Below are 15271 nucleotides of genomic sequence, written 5' to 3' on the forward strand. Positions count from 1 at the left end.
ACGTGATATGCCAAAGCACGAACTATAGCAAGTGCTGCGCGACGTCGCCAAGCAGGCTGGCAGTTGGTCGACCTGGGCGAAGGAGATTATCTCTCCGCGTATCGACCCCAAACCCCAACTAGTCGCCGCCGTTCGTCAGGCTATCGAACAGACTAGCGGTGGTCACGATGACACCAGCTACCGCCGCCCGTCGCGCCGGCCAGCCATGGGTGGTGTAGTTCGACCGAGCCGGGTGGCGCTCGTGCCGCGGATCTGTGGCCGCGCGAGCAGGTGGAAATACCCGTCGCGGGCTGTTTGACGCGAGACGGCAGCTGCCACGGTGTTCCTGGTTGGGTCAGAAGCGTTATTTTGGCGTGAGACCCCAAATGCTCGCGCAGCGGATGAAACCGCATGTCTACGAAGCAGGCACGGGATCATCGATTTCTATGAAGTATGCGTGCTTCTCTTTCCAATTGATACAAAGCCCGCCTTTGTCGAGCGCGCCGCCACCAACGCCGAAAAACGCCTGCGTCATTCGATGATCGGTCTTCGTCGAACTCTGCCAGGTCGCCCCACTCTAAAGAATCGAGGCGGAGCGATTCATCGCCTAATTTCGCATACAAACGCAAATGAAAAAGTAAAACCCAACTGCTGCCATAAAGGACCAGCTTACCACACATGCTAATCCTATTGCAAAGTTCCGGGCAGAAATCGATTTATGGCATATCACCCCAATCGCCGCACCCGGAACACCACACAGCAAACCGCTTATCAAGCTGAAGATCAGGTTGTGTAGCGACAATTCCCAGGGAAAGTCATTCAATGTAGACGCAAAACTAAATACAAACATTATTGCGGTCAGAACGATTCCGCTCGCTGCAAGCACGCAGTCTTGAGCCAGCCTGCGATACTTTGTGCGATCATTCGATTTAATATCTTCGAACTGCGGCGATTCGTATGGGTTGTATTTCATTTGAAAGGCTAATCGAGGTAATTCGGAGGCGCGTCTCCAGTATTCGGTGGTCGCACCTCATAGTATAAATCCCGATATTCTTTGCCACCAAAATGACTATCCAGCTCGGCTGCATTGCTGAATGTAATCACGTCGGAAATAAGGTGACCAAAAGAGCTCACGGTTGGGCTCACTTTGTCTGACGTTCCAGCGCTTAAGCCGCCTGTAATAAGGTCGCCATTCTCATCGTATGTAGCCTGTGCGCCCGACCCGCCGCTCCCCGCCTTTCGAATTCCCCAACGGGCGTGAGGATGATAAACGCTCATCGTGGCGGCATTGTCCCATTCCCAACCTACAGGCAGAACTGGTTCGAACACTTTTCGAAACCCTGCCACAGGGAACCCTGCACAGGGTCCGGCGGTGAGGAGCGGGTAATATCGAGCTACAAAATTGAGCTTTGAAGGAGGGATGGGTACACTTGCCAGCCATGTCATTCTCGCTTTTTCGGCAGTATGCCACGCCATAAATGCGGCGACCTTTGAATTCCAGATTTGAGATGGCGAGGCGGGCGGAGGTGTCCATGGTGATCCAGGCATCCCAGGAAAAAAGGGGCCGCCTACTCCGCCGCTCATCGGAGCAAGTCCATTTGGGTCAGCGAATGATGTTGGGGAATTAGCTACATAACGAACGATATTTGTACTATCTCCACTGAAACCAATTGGATCCTCACTCACCCACTGCCCCGCCGTCGGATCATACCACCGGTTGAGATTGTTCTGCAAACTAGTCGTCTCATCAAACGGCCTACTCGTAAAGCCGAAGAGCAGGTCGACTCCAGGGTCGGTCTCGTCAGTCAGGTTTCCGAAGGAATCAATTTCGCGGTGGTTGCTAACAGTCGCGTCGTCAGTTCCGCTATCGTAGCTGACGAGATCGCGCAATGTACCTACTTGATCGCCAAGCGGCCAAATCACCGTTCCTGCGCTGCCAAGAGTCGTAACCTTTTCATCTGCGAAGAGCTGGTCGACTTGGTCGCCCCAGAGATAACGGTGCGACAGATCGGATGCTGAGTCGCCATCGAACTGCAGGACGATCTGGCCGTTTTCATAAACGAAAAAATTCTCGACCGCGGCCGCGCCCCCCGCTCCATCTGCATCGAAGCTGCGGCGGATCCATTGGTTGAAGGCGTCGTAGCCATTGGTAGTGACCTGCAGAATGTTATTCGAGTTGTCCTTCTCAGTCACCTTTGTCAGCCGATTGCGGAAGTCCCATTCGTACTCGGTGACATGGCCGCTGCTGACTTTCGTCCGTGTCAGTCGATTCCCTTCGTCGTCGTACGTGTAGTTGTAGATTCCGTCGGACGCGAGCTGATTATTCGGATCGACGTCATACCCTGACATGATCCGGTTGCCGTTTTCGTCGTATTCATACGATTCGTCTGTCGCCGTATTGTGATCGGCGCCGACGAGTTGATTCGTATCATCGTGGGTGTAGTCTGTTACGCCATCGACGTACGAATTGATCGAAGTGAATCGACTGCTGGGGTCGTAGGAGAATTGATAACCGGCCAGCGGATCGGTTCCCCAGCCTGAAGGTGTAACCGAAGTTTCTGAATGCACCAACTTCAGCAGCCGATTCAGGTTGTCGTAACTGTAATGCGAGCTGGCGACGAACTCCGACTGATCGGTCGAAGCGTAGCGGTCGAGACGCGTGTACTGCCCCAGCCCGTTGTAGTTGAACTCGATCCGCTTGGCGGCAACCACGTTGTCGGCGCCGCTTTGCTGGATCAGTGTCGAGAGCCGTTGCAGGCCGTCGTAAGCATACGTGTTCTGGAAGTCCTCATTGCCATCGAGAATCGCCTGCAATACTTCGCGCCGACTGGCCGCGTTGTACTGGCTGACGAACTCGATCTCCGGCGTCAGCCCGGTGATGTTTTGCACGTAGTTCGCCACGCGGCCCAGGCTGTCGTACGTATATTCGTACGTGGCATCAGGATCATTTACGGACTCCAGGTCACCATCGTCGTTGAACGAGTACTCAATCGTCCGTACTAAATCCGCGTTCGTCAGATCATTCGAGCGCGAGAAGAGCGTCGCGATATCTTGACCGAGATAAGCACCGGTGAACTCGATCGTCCACGGCCCGCCGGCCGAGCCCGTGACCGATACAGTACCGACTCCCGAGAGCGCTTCGAGCGCCGAATCAATGTCGCCCGTCGTGGCATCCCAATCGATGGGAGCCGTCCACGCTCCGCCGAAGCTCAATTGGAAGGTGCCACCAGTGGTGTCGGCCAGACTGACCACTTGTTCCTCGTTGACATGATAGCCGTCGTAGTCCGTGTATTCCTGCTCGTATGTCGGCGGCCCGCTGCCATTATCTACCAGCGAGGGGTCGACTGTCACCTGCGGCAGGTCGAGGCCGGCCAAGCTACCCCGAAAGTCCAGCTGCCACCATTGCATGTTCCCGGAATTGTAAATCTTCGTGACCACGACATCACCCACGCCGACGTTGCTCAGGGCCTCCAGTGCCGCCATCACTGTCGTAGGGGCTGCATCCCAGGCAATCGGCGCCGTCGTCTGCCCATCGAACGTCAGCGCGAACGTCCCCGACGTCATCGGCGCACTCCATTCTGAAAACCCAACCGTCTGCCGCTCGTTACCGTGATACCCATTCACATACGGGCTCACCGAAACGCTGGGACGTGTGCCGGTCCACCACTCCTCGGCGGTCTGACGGTTCAGTTCATCGTATTCGTAAATCGTCACCCGTTCATTCCGGTCAGTCTTCTGCCGCAAGTTCCCCGCTGCGTCATAAACAAAATACCGGCTGTTGCCGAGTTCGTTCTTCTCCTGGATCACGCGATTGAGTCTGTCGTAGGTCCATTCCGTCTCATTATCAACCGGATCAGTGAGCGATTTTAAATTACCTGCTGCGTCGTATTTGAATGCGGTCTCACCACCTAGTGCATCGATGCTCTTCGTTCGACGGTTGAGATAGTCGTATTCGTAGTTCGTTTCGTGCTTGAGCGGGTCGAGAACCTGTAGCAGGTTACCAGTGAGCGAGTATTGATACTTCGTCACGGGAGCAGCCTGACCACCAACTCCGTCCGGATCGGGCGCGGTAACTTGGATCGTGCGACCCAGATTGTCGTACTCGTAAGTCGTGACGTTCCCCATGGCATCGGTGGAGCTCAGCAGCTGGCCAGCGGCATCATATTCCCACTGGCTGACCGAAGCGGCGGCACCACCCACACCATCCGGGTCAGGGAGTTTGGTCTCGATCAAGTTATCAAGGTCGTCGTAAGTGTAGGTCGTGACGTTGTCGAGTGCGTCGGTGTCGGTCACCTTTCGCCCGGCTGCATCGTAGCTCGATTCCAACTCCGGCCGGGGCGAACCGCCCGCACCGTCGGGATCAGGCAATTTTGTCAGCGTCAGCCGTCCCAAGCCGTCGTAGTAATAATCGGTCACACGATTGCCCGGCTCTGTCGTCTGACTGAGCTGCCCAGCGTCGTCGTAGACCGATTCGCTCACGAGCGCTGGGAGCGGGCCAGCGCCATCGGGGTCAGCAGTGATCACCTTCACCTGCCGATTGCGGTTGTCGTATTGATACTCAGTGACACGGCCAAGAGGATCGGTGACAAACCGCAGGTTTCCGGCCAAGTCGTACTGATATTCGGTTACGGGCGAAGTCAGCGAGTTCCAATCATCCGGATCGGGCTGCGTCACTTTGACGAGCCGGCCGAGGATGTCGTACTCGCGCGTCGTCACGCCGCCGTTCGCATCGGTCTCGCTGACGAGATTGCCCGCCACATCGAACACCTGATACAGGATCGGCGAAGAGAGGGGACCGGCACCGTCCGGATCAGGAAGCGTGATCTGCAGACGCGTGCCGGAGTATGTGTATTCGTACTTCGTCTCCTGGCCGAGCGCATCCCGCGTCAAACTCACCCGCCCCAGCGGATCATATTCGGTCTCGGTCGTCGGATTGACCACGTCGGCAGCTTCGCCACCCGTATCGGTTGAAACCGACGGAGTCGATCCCTTCGTGCCGGTGATGTTCGAAACGGTCATCTGCGCGACGTTGGTGCCGGCTAGATCGCCGCGGAAGGTGATCGTCGCCTCGGTCGAAGTCGCTTCGACGCGCGTATTCCCCGCCCCCCAAATGCCATCGAGCAAACTCTGCAAGTTGCTCAGATCGGCAAGGTCAACGACCGCGTACGTGCTGTTGCCGTTGAGTTTAAATGTCCCCTCGGTGCCGCTATCGAAATCGACGACCTGCACTTCATTAACAGCCGATGTCGGATCGGCGACTTCGGGCAAAGTCACCTTGGTCTGCCGCCCCAGCTTGTCGTATTCATAGCTGGTCTCGCGGCCAAGCGGATCCTTCGTCGCTACCACCTGACCTGCGTCGTTGTAGGTGGTGGTCGTAGTCGTCAGGCTTTTATCGCCATCGTGGTCGGGAAGTTCGACCTTCGTCTGCCGACCGCGCTTGTCGTAGGTGTAGATCGTTTCCCGCTCGAGCGGATCGGTCTCTTTGACCAGACGGTTCCAGGAGTCGTATTCGTACTCAAATTCTGGCCGGGCGAGCGGACCGCCGCCGTCAGGATCGGGCAGGGTCTTGAGAACCAGATGGCCAAGCACATCGTAGTCGTAGTCAGTTCGCCGCGAGAGTTCGTCAAGCTCATAATCGATCGTGCCATCGGCGTTGTAGTAGGTATAGGTCGTGGCCTCGTCGGGAGTGCCATCCGCGTAAGTCACGGAAGTCACAACGCCCCGGGCGTTGTAAGTGTAGACCTTGACGCGACCAAGCGGATCGGTGATTGTCTCAACCAGGCCGGCAGGCGGATCGGTTGGCCCGCTGGGCGCAGCGGTGTAGGTGTACTCGGTGACGACGTCGTCGTTCTCGAGATTGATGAGGTCATCGATGTCGCCGACAACTTGGCGTTCCGACTCAACCCAGCCCGTCAGCGGGTCGATATCGTAAATCGTGACCAGCCCCAGCTCGTTGGTGTACTGCGTCGGAACATTCCACGTTGAATCGTACACCCAACTTTGCACGCCGTAATTTGGCAGTGTCATTTCAATGAGATTGCCGGCTTCATCGTATTCGTACAGTGTCTGCGGGGCTGACTCGCCACCGGCGCCATCGGGGTCGGGATCAATCTGCTTCGTAATCCTGCCATCGGAATCGCGTTCATACGTTGTCACATTGCCCAAAGCATCGATCTTCTTGATCGGCAGCCCAAGCGGACCGAGGACGTAGATCGTGTCTTCGCCGTTTTCATCTTGGTGAGTGGCAACGATATCTTCGAGCAAGGTGATTGGCGCAGGATTCATGCTAGTGCCGAGCCCAGAGCCCGGATCAACCAAAGCCATCGTCAGAACCGGTTGAAAGTTTTCGGTCGTGCCATCCGCATTTTCGCGGCCAATTAGTGCCCCAGCGAAATCGTAGGTATAGGTCGACTCATTGCCATTGTCGTCTGCGGTTTCTAGGTAGCTGCTGCCACTGGCGTAGGTGTAAGTCGAAACCAGTGCGTCGAGCGGTCCGGCGTCATCGGGGTCAGGATAGGAGATTGTTTTCAGTTGATCGTTCGTGTCGTAATCGATCAGAACCTCGCGCCCATCAAAGTCCGTGATGCCACTGATTCGCCCTGCGTTGTAGTCGTAGGTCAGCGTGCGTCCATCGAAGAGTTCGATTTCGCTGATGTCATCATCATCGGAATCGCTATCGGCGTCGGTATAGGTGAAAGTCGTTGTGCGGCCGTTCCGGTCCGTCTTCTGTGTAACGAAACCGAGTGAATTGAAAACAGCCGTGTCGCCCCAGCGATTGGTCAGCGTGTACGTCCCATTCAGATTGTCGACCAGCGTTGAGTAATCTTGATCGCCGTCAGGCCGCTGGTAACCGCTGTCTACATTATTGAACCATAGCAGCTTATCGCCATTGGATTGCCACAGCGCGCCATCCTCGGTAACGCTGAGCCGGTCGATGCCGGGAATGGACCAACCTGGACTCATCAACGCATTCGACGGCCCGCTCACGAGTACATGGCCATCGATCGGGTAGACCAAGTCGGGATCGCTGGCATAATGCTCGGTGACTTCAAGCGTGTACGGATAGCGACCTGCAGCAAGCCCTGTGGTATTGAGCATTTCCGAGATGCGGAAGGTCTGCTCGGTATCGATGCCAGCCGTATCGTAAAAGATGCCATTCACTTCGAGCGAATCAGGCACAGTGCTGCGCGTGGCGAATTGTGTGTTGGCTGCTGCCACCGCTGGGCGAAACTCGCCAGTCGAATAACGTGGGAAGTAGATCTGATCACCACTCCCCAGTGCCGGTGGCATGACAATGTGGTTGCCGTTCTGAGGGTTGTATTCATCGTCGGTTCGGTTTTCCGACTGACCGCAATTGCAAGGTGGATCGGCGATGGAAGAATCTGGCAATGCCGCAGCTACGTTGTCGTCTCGGACGATGTAGACCGTAACTTCGTTCGAAGTGAGATGGGCGGAGCTCCCGCCCATTTGGTAGACTTCCGCGTAAAATGTAAAAGTCTCAATTGGGTCATTAGGCTCGTACAATTCTCCGCCTGCGGCAAAGATCAGCATAACGACGCTTGTTTGGCTGTATGGGTACGGGTACAACCAGGGCGCATATTCGACTTGCAAGTCAGTATTATACGCCCATTCAATTGCCGTCCCTCCCGTTTTGACGTATCCAAGGCTATAACCATCCCAAGGCATCGGCGGATCATTTTCCGGAAACGGTTCATCGATGGTTATCGTGACCCTAGCGGGTTCCCTATGGTAGAGCGCGTTTCGGTTCTCGATTGTTGCCGTCAATCCCGAGAGTAAATCCCGTCGCTCCAATTGCTCAAACCCACCAAACAGCCGATTTCGAGCGGCTTGATTGCGGCCAAACTTCCTACGACGCTGAGTGGCAGACGACATCAGCAGATTCCTTGCTAACAAGCTCGTTGGAGAACACAGTATTTGGACACGAAGGTGCTGTTCCGAAGAGATGTCGCTAACTAGCGACATTTACAGGCGAAAGCACTCGCATAAACCGTCATAGGGGAGGGACTAAGAGGTGAATGGACGAGCGAATTTCAGTTCACCTACCGAGGCAAAGTTATGCTCGCGGCAGTTCACAAAATCGAAGAGAGAAGCCCCTCCGCGGCCTTGCGGAACTACGCGAGGATTAACCGGTAGCGCATCTAATGACAGTCAATGCAAAACGGTGGTGAGTCTACCGTTGAAGAATGGCATTGCAATTAATTTCTGGCGGTAACCCGCCAGAATTTGCGAGATTGATTTGCAATGGCGGTTGAAAGTACCTTGCAGTGACAGTCCTTGTCACAAATGAAGTTGATTACTGTTGTGGCTTTTCACATTCGCTTACTTTGGCTGGGCTAATAGAGACTCCATTTGATCAATAGAGCTTCATAATCTCTCCGTCCGCACGATTTCCAAGTTGGCGTAACGTTTGCGGGTCGATTTGCAGCGACAGAAATCGCGTGCAGCCATCGGCCAGTCCGATGTTCACGCCGCCAGGGTGATAGCTCCCAAAGCCGCCCACATAGAGTGGCCCGAGTTTTTGCTTGTCGCCGCCAAGTGAGTTTCCCGCGGCCAAGTATGCCTCTCCGGTTTCCAGTGTGCCCGTGTTCCGCAGCGTGGCGCGAGTTCCCGAGACCCATCCCAAGCCGTCCGGCGAATCGAGCATCTCACCAATCAACAAGGTCGACGAGCTGCCGTCGAAAATCTGCGAGTGCCGTACCTGGCTGTTGAGAAAGAGCAAGCCGCGATTGTCTTTGTCGATCGGAGCTTCGGCATCGTGATGACAGCCGGCATAGTTGCTGCGGGCAATCGTTCCGGCCTGGTTCGTCATCGGCACGCCGTCCGAGGCGCATTGCAAGACGCGGATCTGTGCTCCTCGTACGGGTGCGTTCACATCGGCATAAGCGCCGTCGGCTTCATGGAAGCGTTTGGCCAGCGCTCTTTGTTCCAGGTAAGGGAGGATCTTCACAATCCAGCTCACATGAGTTCCCTTGGCTTCATTCCGCACCGGCCCCTCGTCGTTGACAGTGCCCGGCGGAAGCTTTTCAAAATGGAATTCGAAGTTGTGCACGGCGAGTCCCAGTTGCGTGACGTTATTGAGGCACGAAGTGCGCCTCGCCGCTTCTCTCGCAGCCTGCACTGCGGGCAGCAGCAGAGCGATCAGCACACCAATGATGGCGATTACCACGAGTAGCTCGATCAGCGTGAATGCTCGGCGGTTGGAACGGGTGACCATGGTCTTCTCCTCGGCGATCGAATGAATTAATTGGTATTAGTTGGGATGGAAAGAGTGCGCGAACGGCGGACAGAAAATTCGCTGTCAGCCGGATACTCAGCGTCGATGTGGATTTGCACGCGCGAATCGGCGGTGGCCGGCGTGACTTCGATGACGAGGCGTCCTGGCCCCTGATCGATAATGTCGGCTGCAGAAAACTCGTGCGTTTCGCCGCGGTAATCGGGCTGTTTGGCAATCTGAGTCAAGGCTCGATCGATCCCGGCTTGGAGCAGCAATTCACACTGCCGCAAGTCACGTTCGGCATGCAGTTGCCGAGTGCTCTGCAGCGCTGCCAACAGCATCGTGCCCAGCAGCGACATGATCACCAGCAGGCACAGCAGAGCCACGATGAGAATTGCTCCGCGACGATTGTGGTGCGACGTTTTACTCATCATTCGTCTCCGCATGCTGGGCTGCACGCAGCCGATTGCCTGGCAGAGCGGCTTCGATATGTGCGTAGACCGGCGGCACGTCGAGGAGGGGCTCATCATCGGTTCGGATCGAAAGGACAATCAGTCGTGGACGAGGACGCTTGATTTCCAGAGCAATTTCGCGTGGTAATGAAAATGTCTCGCGCGACTTGATGTCGTTGCCGCTGAGTTGCACTCGCTGCAATTCGGTTTTCTGCTGGCGATACTCGATTACTGAATCTGGCAACGCGAGCCGCAGCACGACGCCGGTCGGGAGTTTCGCGGGATCGACTTCGGCATCTGCAGCAGCATGCACATCGCTGCGAACCATTTGATCGAGACGGAGCAGCGTACGCTGCAAATCAGCATCGGATCGTGAGCGAATTTGTGCCTGCATCACGCGCTGCAACAAGGCAGCGCTCAAGCTGAGCAGCACAGCGCATCCCGACATAACCACGATTAGTTCCACCAAACTAATACCGCGTCGATGTTTCATGGCGATGACTCCTCAGGGAAGAGCCAAGTCGTCAAACGCACTGGCGCTGCTTGCCGGTTAACTTCGTCCCACGACAGTTCGAGCGCGACATGCTGACCGAACGACGACGTGCTCAGTTCGCCGCGGATAACAACCCCCGGCAATCGCTGCACGGCAAATTCCGACGGCGTTAATCGTTCGACGGCCGTGGGCAATTCCCCCGTTGCCAACAGACTCAAGCTTTCCATCTGGTTGGAAATTTCCGCCATTGCTATCCGGTGGTGCCGCTGAGCAACCATCAGCCGGTTGTGCGCGACAATCAAAGGAGCGGCCGCGACCAGCGCTGCACTGAGCAGCGTGAAGGCCACCACTACTTCCAGCGAACTGGTTCCCTGGCGTCGATTTTTGAATCGGAACAAACGACTCACAGCAACCCTTCCAGAAGAGTGACCAGGGGCACGAATAGCAGGCTGGCTTGAAAGATGACCAGGCCAGCCATCAGCAGCACGAATGCGGGCAGTAAGAACTCCCCTACCTTTTCCAGGCGCGCGGCGACGCGGCGCTGTTTGACTTCGACGAGTTGTTCGAGCGCCCAAGTCGGCGATCCTTGTTGCTCGGCCACAACGATCAAGTTTGCCTCGGCGGGCGAAAGCAAGCCAACCTGCGACATGCTTTGCCAAACCGGCAATCCCTGCTCGACGTCGTTGCGGACCACGAGCAACTCATGGCGCAACTTTGGATCTGGGTGAAACTGGGCGAGTGTCGATAGTGCCCCTGGGATTGGCCGACCGGCTGAGGCGGCAACTTGCAATTTCTGCAGCACATCGGCAGCACGCCATTCGCGCAAGAAGCGAAAGAGGCTGCCGGCGAGCGACCAGCGGAGCAGACGTCCCATGCGAGTCGAAAACAGCCAAATGATCACAATCAACAAGAGTAGCGCCGAAATCAGCAGCAGGTTCGAGTACGGCTCGAGCGAATTCACAGACCAGGCAAATATGGCTGGCCTGCGTCTGCCAAAATCGCTGAAAATGCGATCCAGGCGCGGCAGGATCCGTAACTGGCCAAACAGAATCAACGCCAGGCTAATGGGCAGCACAGTGCCGAAATAAATGAACATGCTGCGGAAATATTGCCAAGCCTGGAACCCGACGGCAGCGGGATGAACGAGGCTGGCGCGAACGGCTGCCGTGCGCGTGCCTGATTGAGCGTCGAATCGGAGCGTCAGAATGTCTTCATCTCGGAGCACACCCGGCACAGCTTCGGCCGCATCCGCCACAGAACGCCCACCAGCGATTAGCCTGGCCAAACGCCGCACGCGAAATTGTTGCAGCCCTGATTCGTCATCGGCCCACTGCTCGAGCAACGGCGCGAGCGGCAAGTTCTCCTCTTGAGCAACCGCAATGAGCCGCAGTAATGCTCGCTGCTGCGCGAACGTAGTCGTCCACGGCCAGAAGAGCGTGAACGACGACGCACTCGTCGCCAGTCGAAAAAAAGTGGGGAACCAGGTATCCATGATCAAGCAAGTGCGTGTAACAGACTGAATAGCGGGAGAAACAAAGCGAACGCGACGCCGCCAACAATCAAGCCGACGAGGCAGATCGCTAGCGGCTCGACAAAACCTCGAGCCCATGACAATCGCCAACTCATTCGCTCGGCATAGCTCGCGCCAATTTCACGCAGCAATCGCATGCGGCCGGCGTTCGAGGTGGGAGTGACCAGGGCGTAATGCACGGTGCGCGTCAGCACACGTCGATTCTTTTCACAGGCTTCTTCTGTTGAGCTGGTCAATCCCGCGGCAACTCGTACGGCCGCGCGCTGAATCGGGCCGCTGCCGGTTGCCAGGCCTGCAAGACGCAACGCATGTTCAGGGCTGACCTCTGCTTCGAGCAAGTCGGCAGTGAATTGCGCGAAGCGAGCTATCGCCGTCGAGTGACCGATCCACAGCGCGAAGCGATCGGCCCACGATTCGCGCAACGTCGGCGACAGCCAACGGCAGCCGCGATAAAAACCGAAACCGAACACTGCGCCAACGACGAGCACCACCAAAACCCGGCCGCTGGTGATCCACTCCGAGATCACCAGTACCAAACGCGTGGGTAGCGGAACGCGAATGCCGAACCCATCGAAGATATTGCGAAAAATGGGGATGACGATGATGCTAAGTCCGATCAGCACCGCTACTGCCAAGCCTAGCAGCAGCAATGGATACGCCAGAGTTTGCCGCCATTGCCTGCGCAGTTGCTCGGCTTGTTCGGTCTCGCGGAGAAACTCTCGCAGGATCCGACCAGGATCGCGCGAGGCAGTTGCGGCGCTCAGCAGCGGGATCCAATAGCCAGGAAGCGCTTGCAAGGTGGCCATTGCATCGGCCGGAATGCTGCCGCGCTCGAGCGTATTGGTAAGCAATTCCAATTGCCGGCGACGCTGTCCAACTGGCAACTCTTCCACAAAAGCTTTGAGTGGCGGCAGAAGTTCGCGGCCGCGCTCGAGTAACTTTAAGAGTTGCTGTTGCCAGGCGACTTGGTCCTCGACATTGGATCCTGCCAATCCAACTTGCTCCGAGACCGCCACATCGACCAGCGCTTGAACAGCCAGGCCCTGCGCTGCCAGCTGGCTCAGTGCGTCCGCAAAGCCGTCCGCGGTAATCTCACCGCTCACTGGCTGTTGGTTGGCGTTCAGGGCCTGATATCGATATTGAGGCATTGGTCTTTCGTGCCGAGGAGCCTTTAGCTCGCTGCGATTGAGCGCAGCAAATGCGCCAGGGGTACAAATAAAGCCAGGGCATAGAGGAGTGTCACACCACCGCCGAGCAACGCGCTGAACACGATCGGAACAGTGATTCGCATTCGCGAGATTCGCCTTTGCGCCGCTTCGTAATACAGATCGGCTGCCAAACGCAACGCACTTACGCGATCCAGCAGGGGCTCACTCCGAAAGAGGGCCCAGCGCAGGAATGGAGGCAAGTGCACGAACGCGTCTTCGACGGCAGTGTGTGCGTTGCGCGTCATCGAGGCCGCACTCGCGCCGAGGCTGCGAGAAAAAATCGGATCGTTGCTGGTCTCGATGTTGAGCCGCAGCGCACTCTCAAACGGCATTCCTGCTGCCAGCAAATTAGCGATCGAGTCGGCGAAGGCGCTGCATTGTTGTTCGCGAATGACGCGTCGCATTCCCGGCAACCATGCGCCTGCTTGCTGCCAGCCGCCTGAGTTCGATTGGCGCCGGAGCAACCAGACGATCAAACTCAGCAGCACAGGCGGCAATGCGATCCAATATGGCAGCGTTATTCGCAGGCCAGTCAGCAGGCGCAGGGCCCAACCCGTGGGGATGCGTAGATTCCCGTACAGTTGCTCGAGCGTAGGCACAAGATACAAGCAGAAGAGCGCCAATCCGCAATAAGCCAGGCTGCAAACAATCAGAGGATAGGTCAGCGCTCGCGACAGTATTTGTGCAGAGTTCTCACTGGAGTTGGCTAGTCGCTGCGGCCTGCTGAGGGCGCCGCCACGATCGTTGCTGTTCGCGCTGATCTGCAACAACAAATGGTAGGCAGGCGTGAGGCGTTCTTCGGCAGCCAGCGATTGCTCTAGCGTTTGCCCAGCTTCGACGCGGCGCGAAACGGCAGCGCTCACCTCGTGCAGCGTTGTCGGCAGTTCCGCATTGGAACGAACTAAATCGCGACTTAGCGGAACCTCTGCAGCCGCCATCGCTGCGAGGCGATCGTTCAACGCAATGATGTCTGGAAGTGTTGCCGTCTTCATCGGACGCCGCGTCTCGCTGGTACTCAACCGCCATGGACTGATTAGCGGATGCGCGACGGGCGCCAATTTGTCTAAGAATTTTGCTGATTACTTCGGCGACGGCAGCACAGCTGCCTGGCGACGGCGAAGTGCAGTGAAGCGGTCAACCGCGTGCCAGCCAGGATTCTCCTGCTGAGCGATCGACGAGGGAGCGCCCATGATTTCAAAATCACGCGAGGGCTCCAGACGCAGGTGACCAACAAGCAAGATGCAAAGCGCGATGTTGAACATCACAAACCAGACCCAGTTTTGCACACGCCATTCAGCGCGCGCCAAGCGGGCCTGCTCGAGTACCGCAGGCAGCAGATCGTCAGACGGCTGGACATATTCGCCGGCGGAGCGCAGCAGTTCCTCAATTTCGTTCGCTTCGAATTCAAAGTTATCCATGCCGCACCCTCGTGGGTTGCTTGGTCAGTCGGCTGGTCAACTTGGCGATGCCATACTGATACCGGCTGGCAACCGTATTCAGCGAGAGTTCGAGAATCTCGCCGATTTGGGCGAATGTCATCTCCTCCCAGATTTTGAGAACCACCACTTCGGCCTGATCAACCGGCAGCGATCGAAGAGCAGCCCAGACTGCGCGATGGGATTCTTCGCGTTCAGCCTCATCAATGGGACAGCGCGTGATCAAATCCGACAAATCGCCGGCTGCGGTGCAGCGCTTTTGCCGTCGGTGGATGGCGATGACTTCGTTGCGAACCATTCGCAGCAGATAAGCCCAGGGACAGCCGACGTCCTTCAATTGCTGCGGGCTCGTAGCCAGCCGGGCCAGAACTGCTTGCACCGCGTCTTCGGCGTCGTGCTGGTGATAGGATACAGTTACCGCGAACCGCACAAGTCTTTGCGCAGTCAAGTCATACAGCATTCCCAGCGCAGCAACGCCCGTCACCGCCAACTGGTCGGTGCACTCACGAACTCGCGCGGAAAAAGCTTGGGTCGCACTCATGCGCCCTACATGATGCGCGACCACAGCAGATTTGTCTAAAAATCTTCTGCGAACTGCTTACCCGAGGATCTGGGCAAGTGCATCGACCGCGGCCTTGGCCTTCTCCAACCCGCCGATCTGATCCACAAGCTTTTTCACCTGGATCAATTGCTGCAGGCCATCCACAGGAACCGCCATCGGTTTCCGGCCTCGCTTGCCAACCTTGCCGCCCTTCTTCTTCGCATTAGATAGGACCGTGCTGACAAACTGAGCGAAGATGTCGAATCCGGATTTGCTCAACGCCTCAGACACCTCTTTCGGATTGGCGGCTTTGTAATCGCGGATAGCGGCGGACTTGTTAGGGCCTGACTTTACCTCGCGGCCCCTGATCGATACTCCAAAGTTTAGGCATGTAAC

The 15271-nt window shown here is 56.8% G+C and carries 11 protein-coding genes; all 11 read right to left on the reverse strand.

Features of this window, described 5'->3' with window-relative positions:
• Positions 1 to 960: 960 nt before the first annotated feature.
• On the reverse strand, positions 961 to 7446 hold the full coding sequence (locus M9Q49_RS26415; RefSeq protein ID WP_254512292.1) for an RHS repeat-associated core domain-containing protein: 6486 nt from the start codon (positions 7444 to 7446) through the stop codon (positions 961 to 963).
• 907 nt (positions 7447 to 8353) lie between these two features.
• Positions 8354 to 9214 carry a DUF1559 domain-containing protein gene (locus tag M9Q49_RS26420; protein WP_254512293.1) on the reverse strand — a complete coding sequence of 287 codons (861 nt, stop codon included), beginning with the start codon at positions 9212 to 9214 and terminating at the stop codon, positions 8354 to 8356.
• Positions 9215 to 9240: 26 nt separating this feature from the next.
• Positions 9241 to 9645: a hypothetical protein gene (locus M9Q49_RS26425; protein WP_254512294.1), complete on the reverse strand. Its 405-nt coding sequence runs from the start codon at positions 9643 to 9645 to the stop codon at positions 9241 to 9243.
• A complete protein-coding gene (locus M9Q49_RS26430; protein WP_254512295.1) occupies positions 9638 to 10159 on the reverse strand; it encodes a hypothetical protein in 522 nt (173 codons plus the stop codon). Before M9Q49_RS26430 ends, M9Q49_RS26425 begins: the two co-directional genes overlap by 8 nt.
• Positions 10156 to 10566, reverse strand: coding sequence for a hypothetical protein (locus tag M9Q49_RS26435; protein ID WP_254512296.1), 411 nt, complete (start codon positions 10564 to 10566; stop codon positions 10156 to 10158). Before M9Q49_RS26435 ends, M9Q49_RS26430 begins: the two co-directional genes overlap by 4 nt.
• Positions 10563 to 11651: a type II secretion system F family protein gene (locus tag M9Q49_RS26440; RefSeq protein WP_254512297.1), complete on the reverse strand. Its 1089-nt coding sequence runs from the start codon at positions 11649 to 11651 to the stop codon at positions 10563 to 10565. The genes M9Q49_RS26435 and M9Q49_RS26440 overlap by 4 nt, the downstream gene beginning before the upstream one ends.
• A 2-nt stretch (positions 11652 to 11653) precedes the next feature.
• A complete protein-coding gene (locus M9Q49_RS26445) occupies positions 11654 to 12838 on the reverse strand; it encodes a type II secretion system F family protein (protein WP_254512298.1) in 1185 nt (394 codons plus the stop codon).
• A gap of 23 nt (positions 12839 to 12861) precedes the next feature.
• Positions 12862 to 13890 (reverse strand): type II secretion system F family protein, encoded by a 1029-nt coding sequence (locus M9Q49_RS26450; RefSeq protein ID WP_254512299.1) that lies wholly within the window; start codon positions 13888 to 13890, stop codon positions 12862 to 12864.
• 87 nt (positions 13891 to 13977) lie between these two features.
• Positions 13978 to 14316: a hypothetical protein gene (locus M9Q49_RS26455; protein ID WP_254512300.1), complete on the reverse strand. Its 339-nt coding sequence runs from the start codon at positions 14314 to 14316 to the stop codon at positions 13978 to 13980.
• Entirely contained in the window at positions 14309 to 14875 is a 567-nt protein-coding gene (locus M9Q49_RS26460; protein WP_254512301.1) for an RNA polymerase sigma factor, read from the reverse strand. Before M9Q49_RS26460 ends, M9Q49_RS26455 begins: the two co-directional genes overlap by 8 nt.
• A gap of 57 nt (positions 14876 to 14932) precedes the next feature.
• Entirely contained in the window at positions 14933 to 15154 is a 222-nt protein-coding gene (locus M9Q49_RS26465) for a hypothetical protein (protein ID WP_254512302.1), read from the reverse strand.
• Between the last annotated feature and the right edge of the window lie 117 nt (positions 15155 to 15271).

The sequence above is a fragment of the Anatilimnocola floriformis genome (assembly GCF_024256385.1).
GTDB lineage: Bacteria > Planctomycetota > Planctomycetia > Pirellulales > Pirellulaceae > Anatilimnocola > Anatilimnocola floriformis.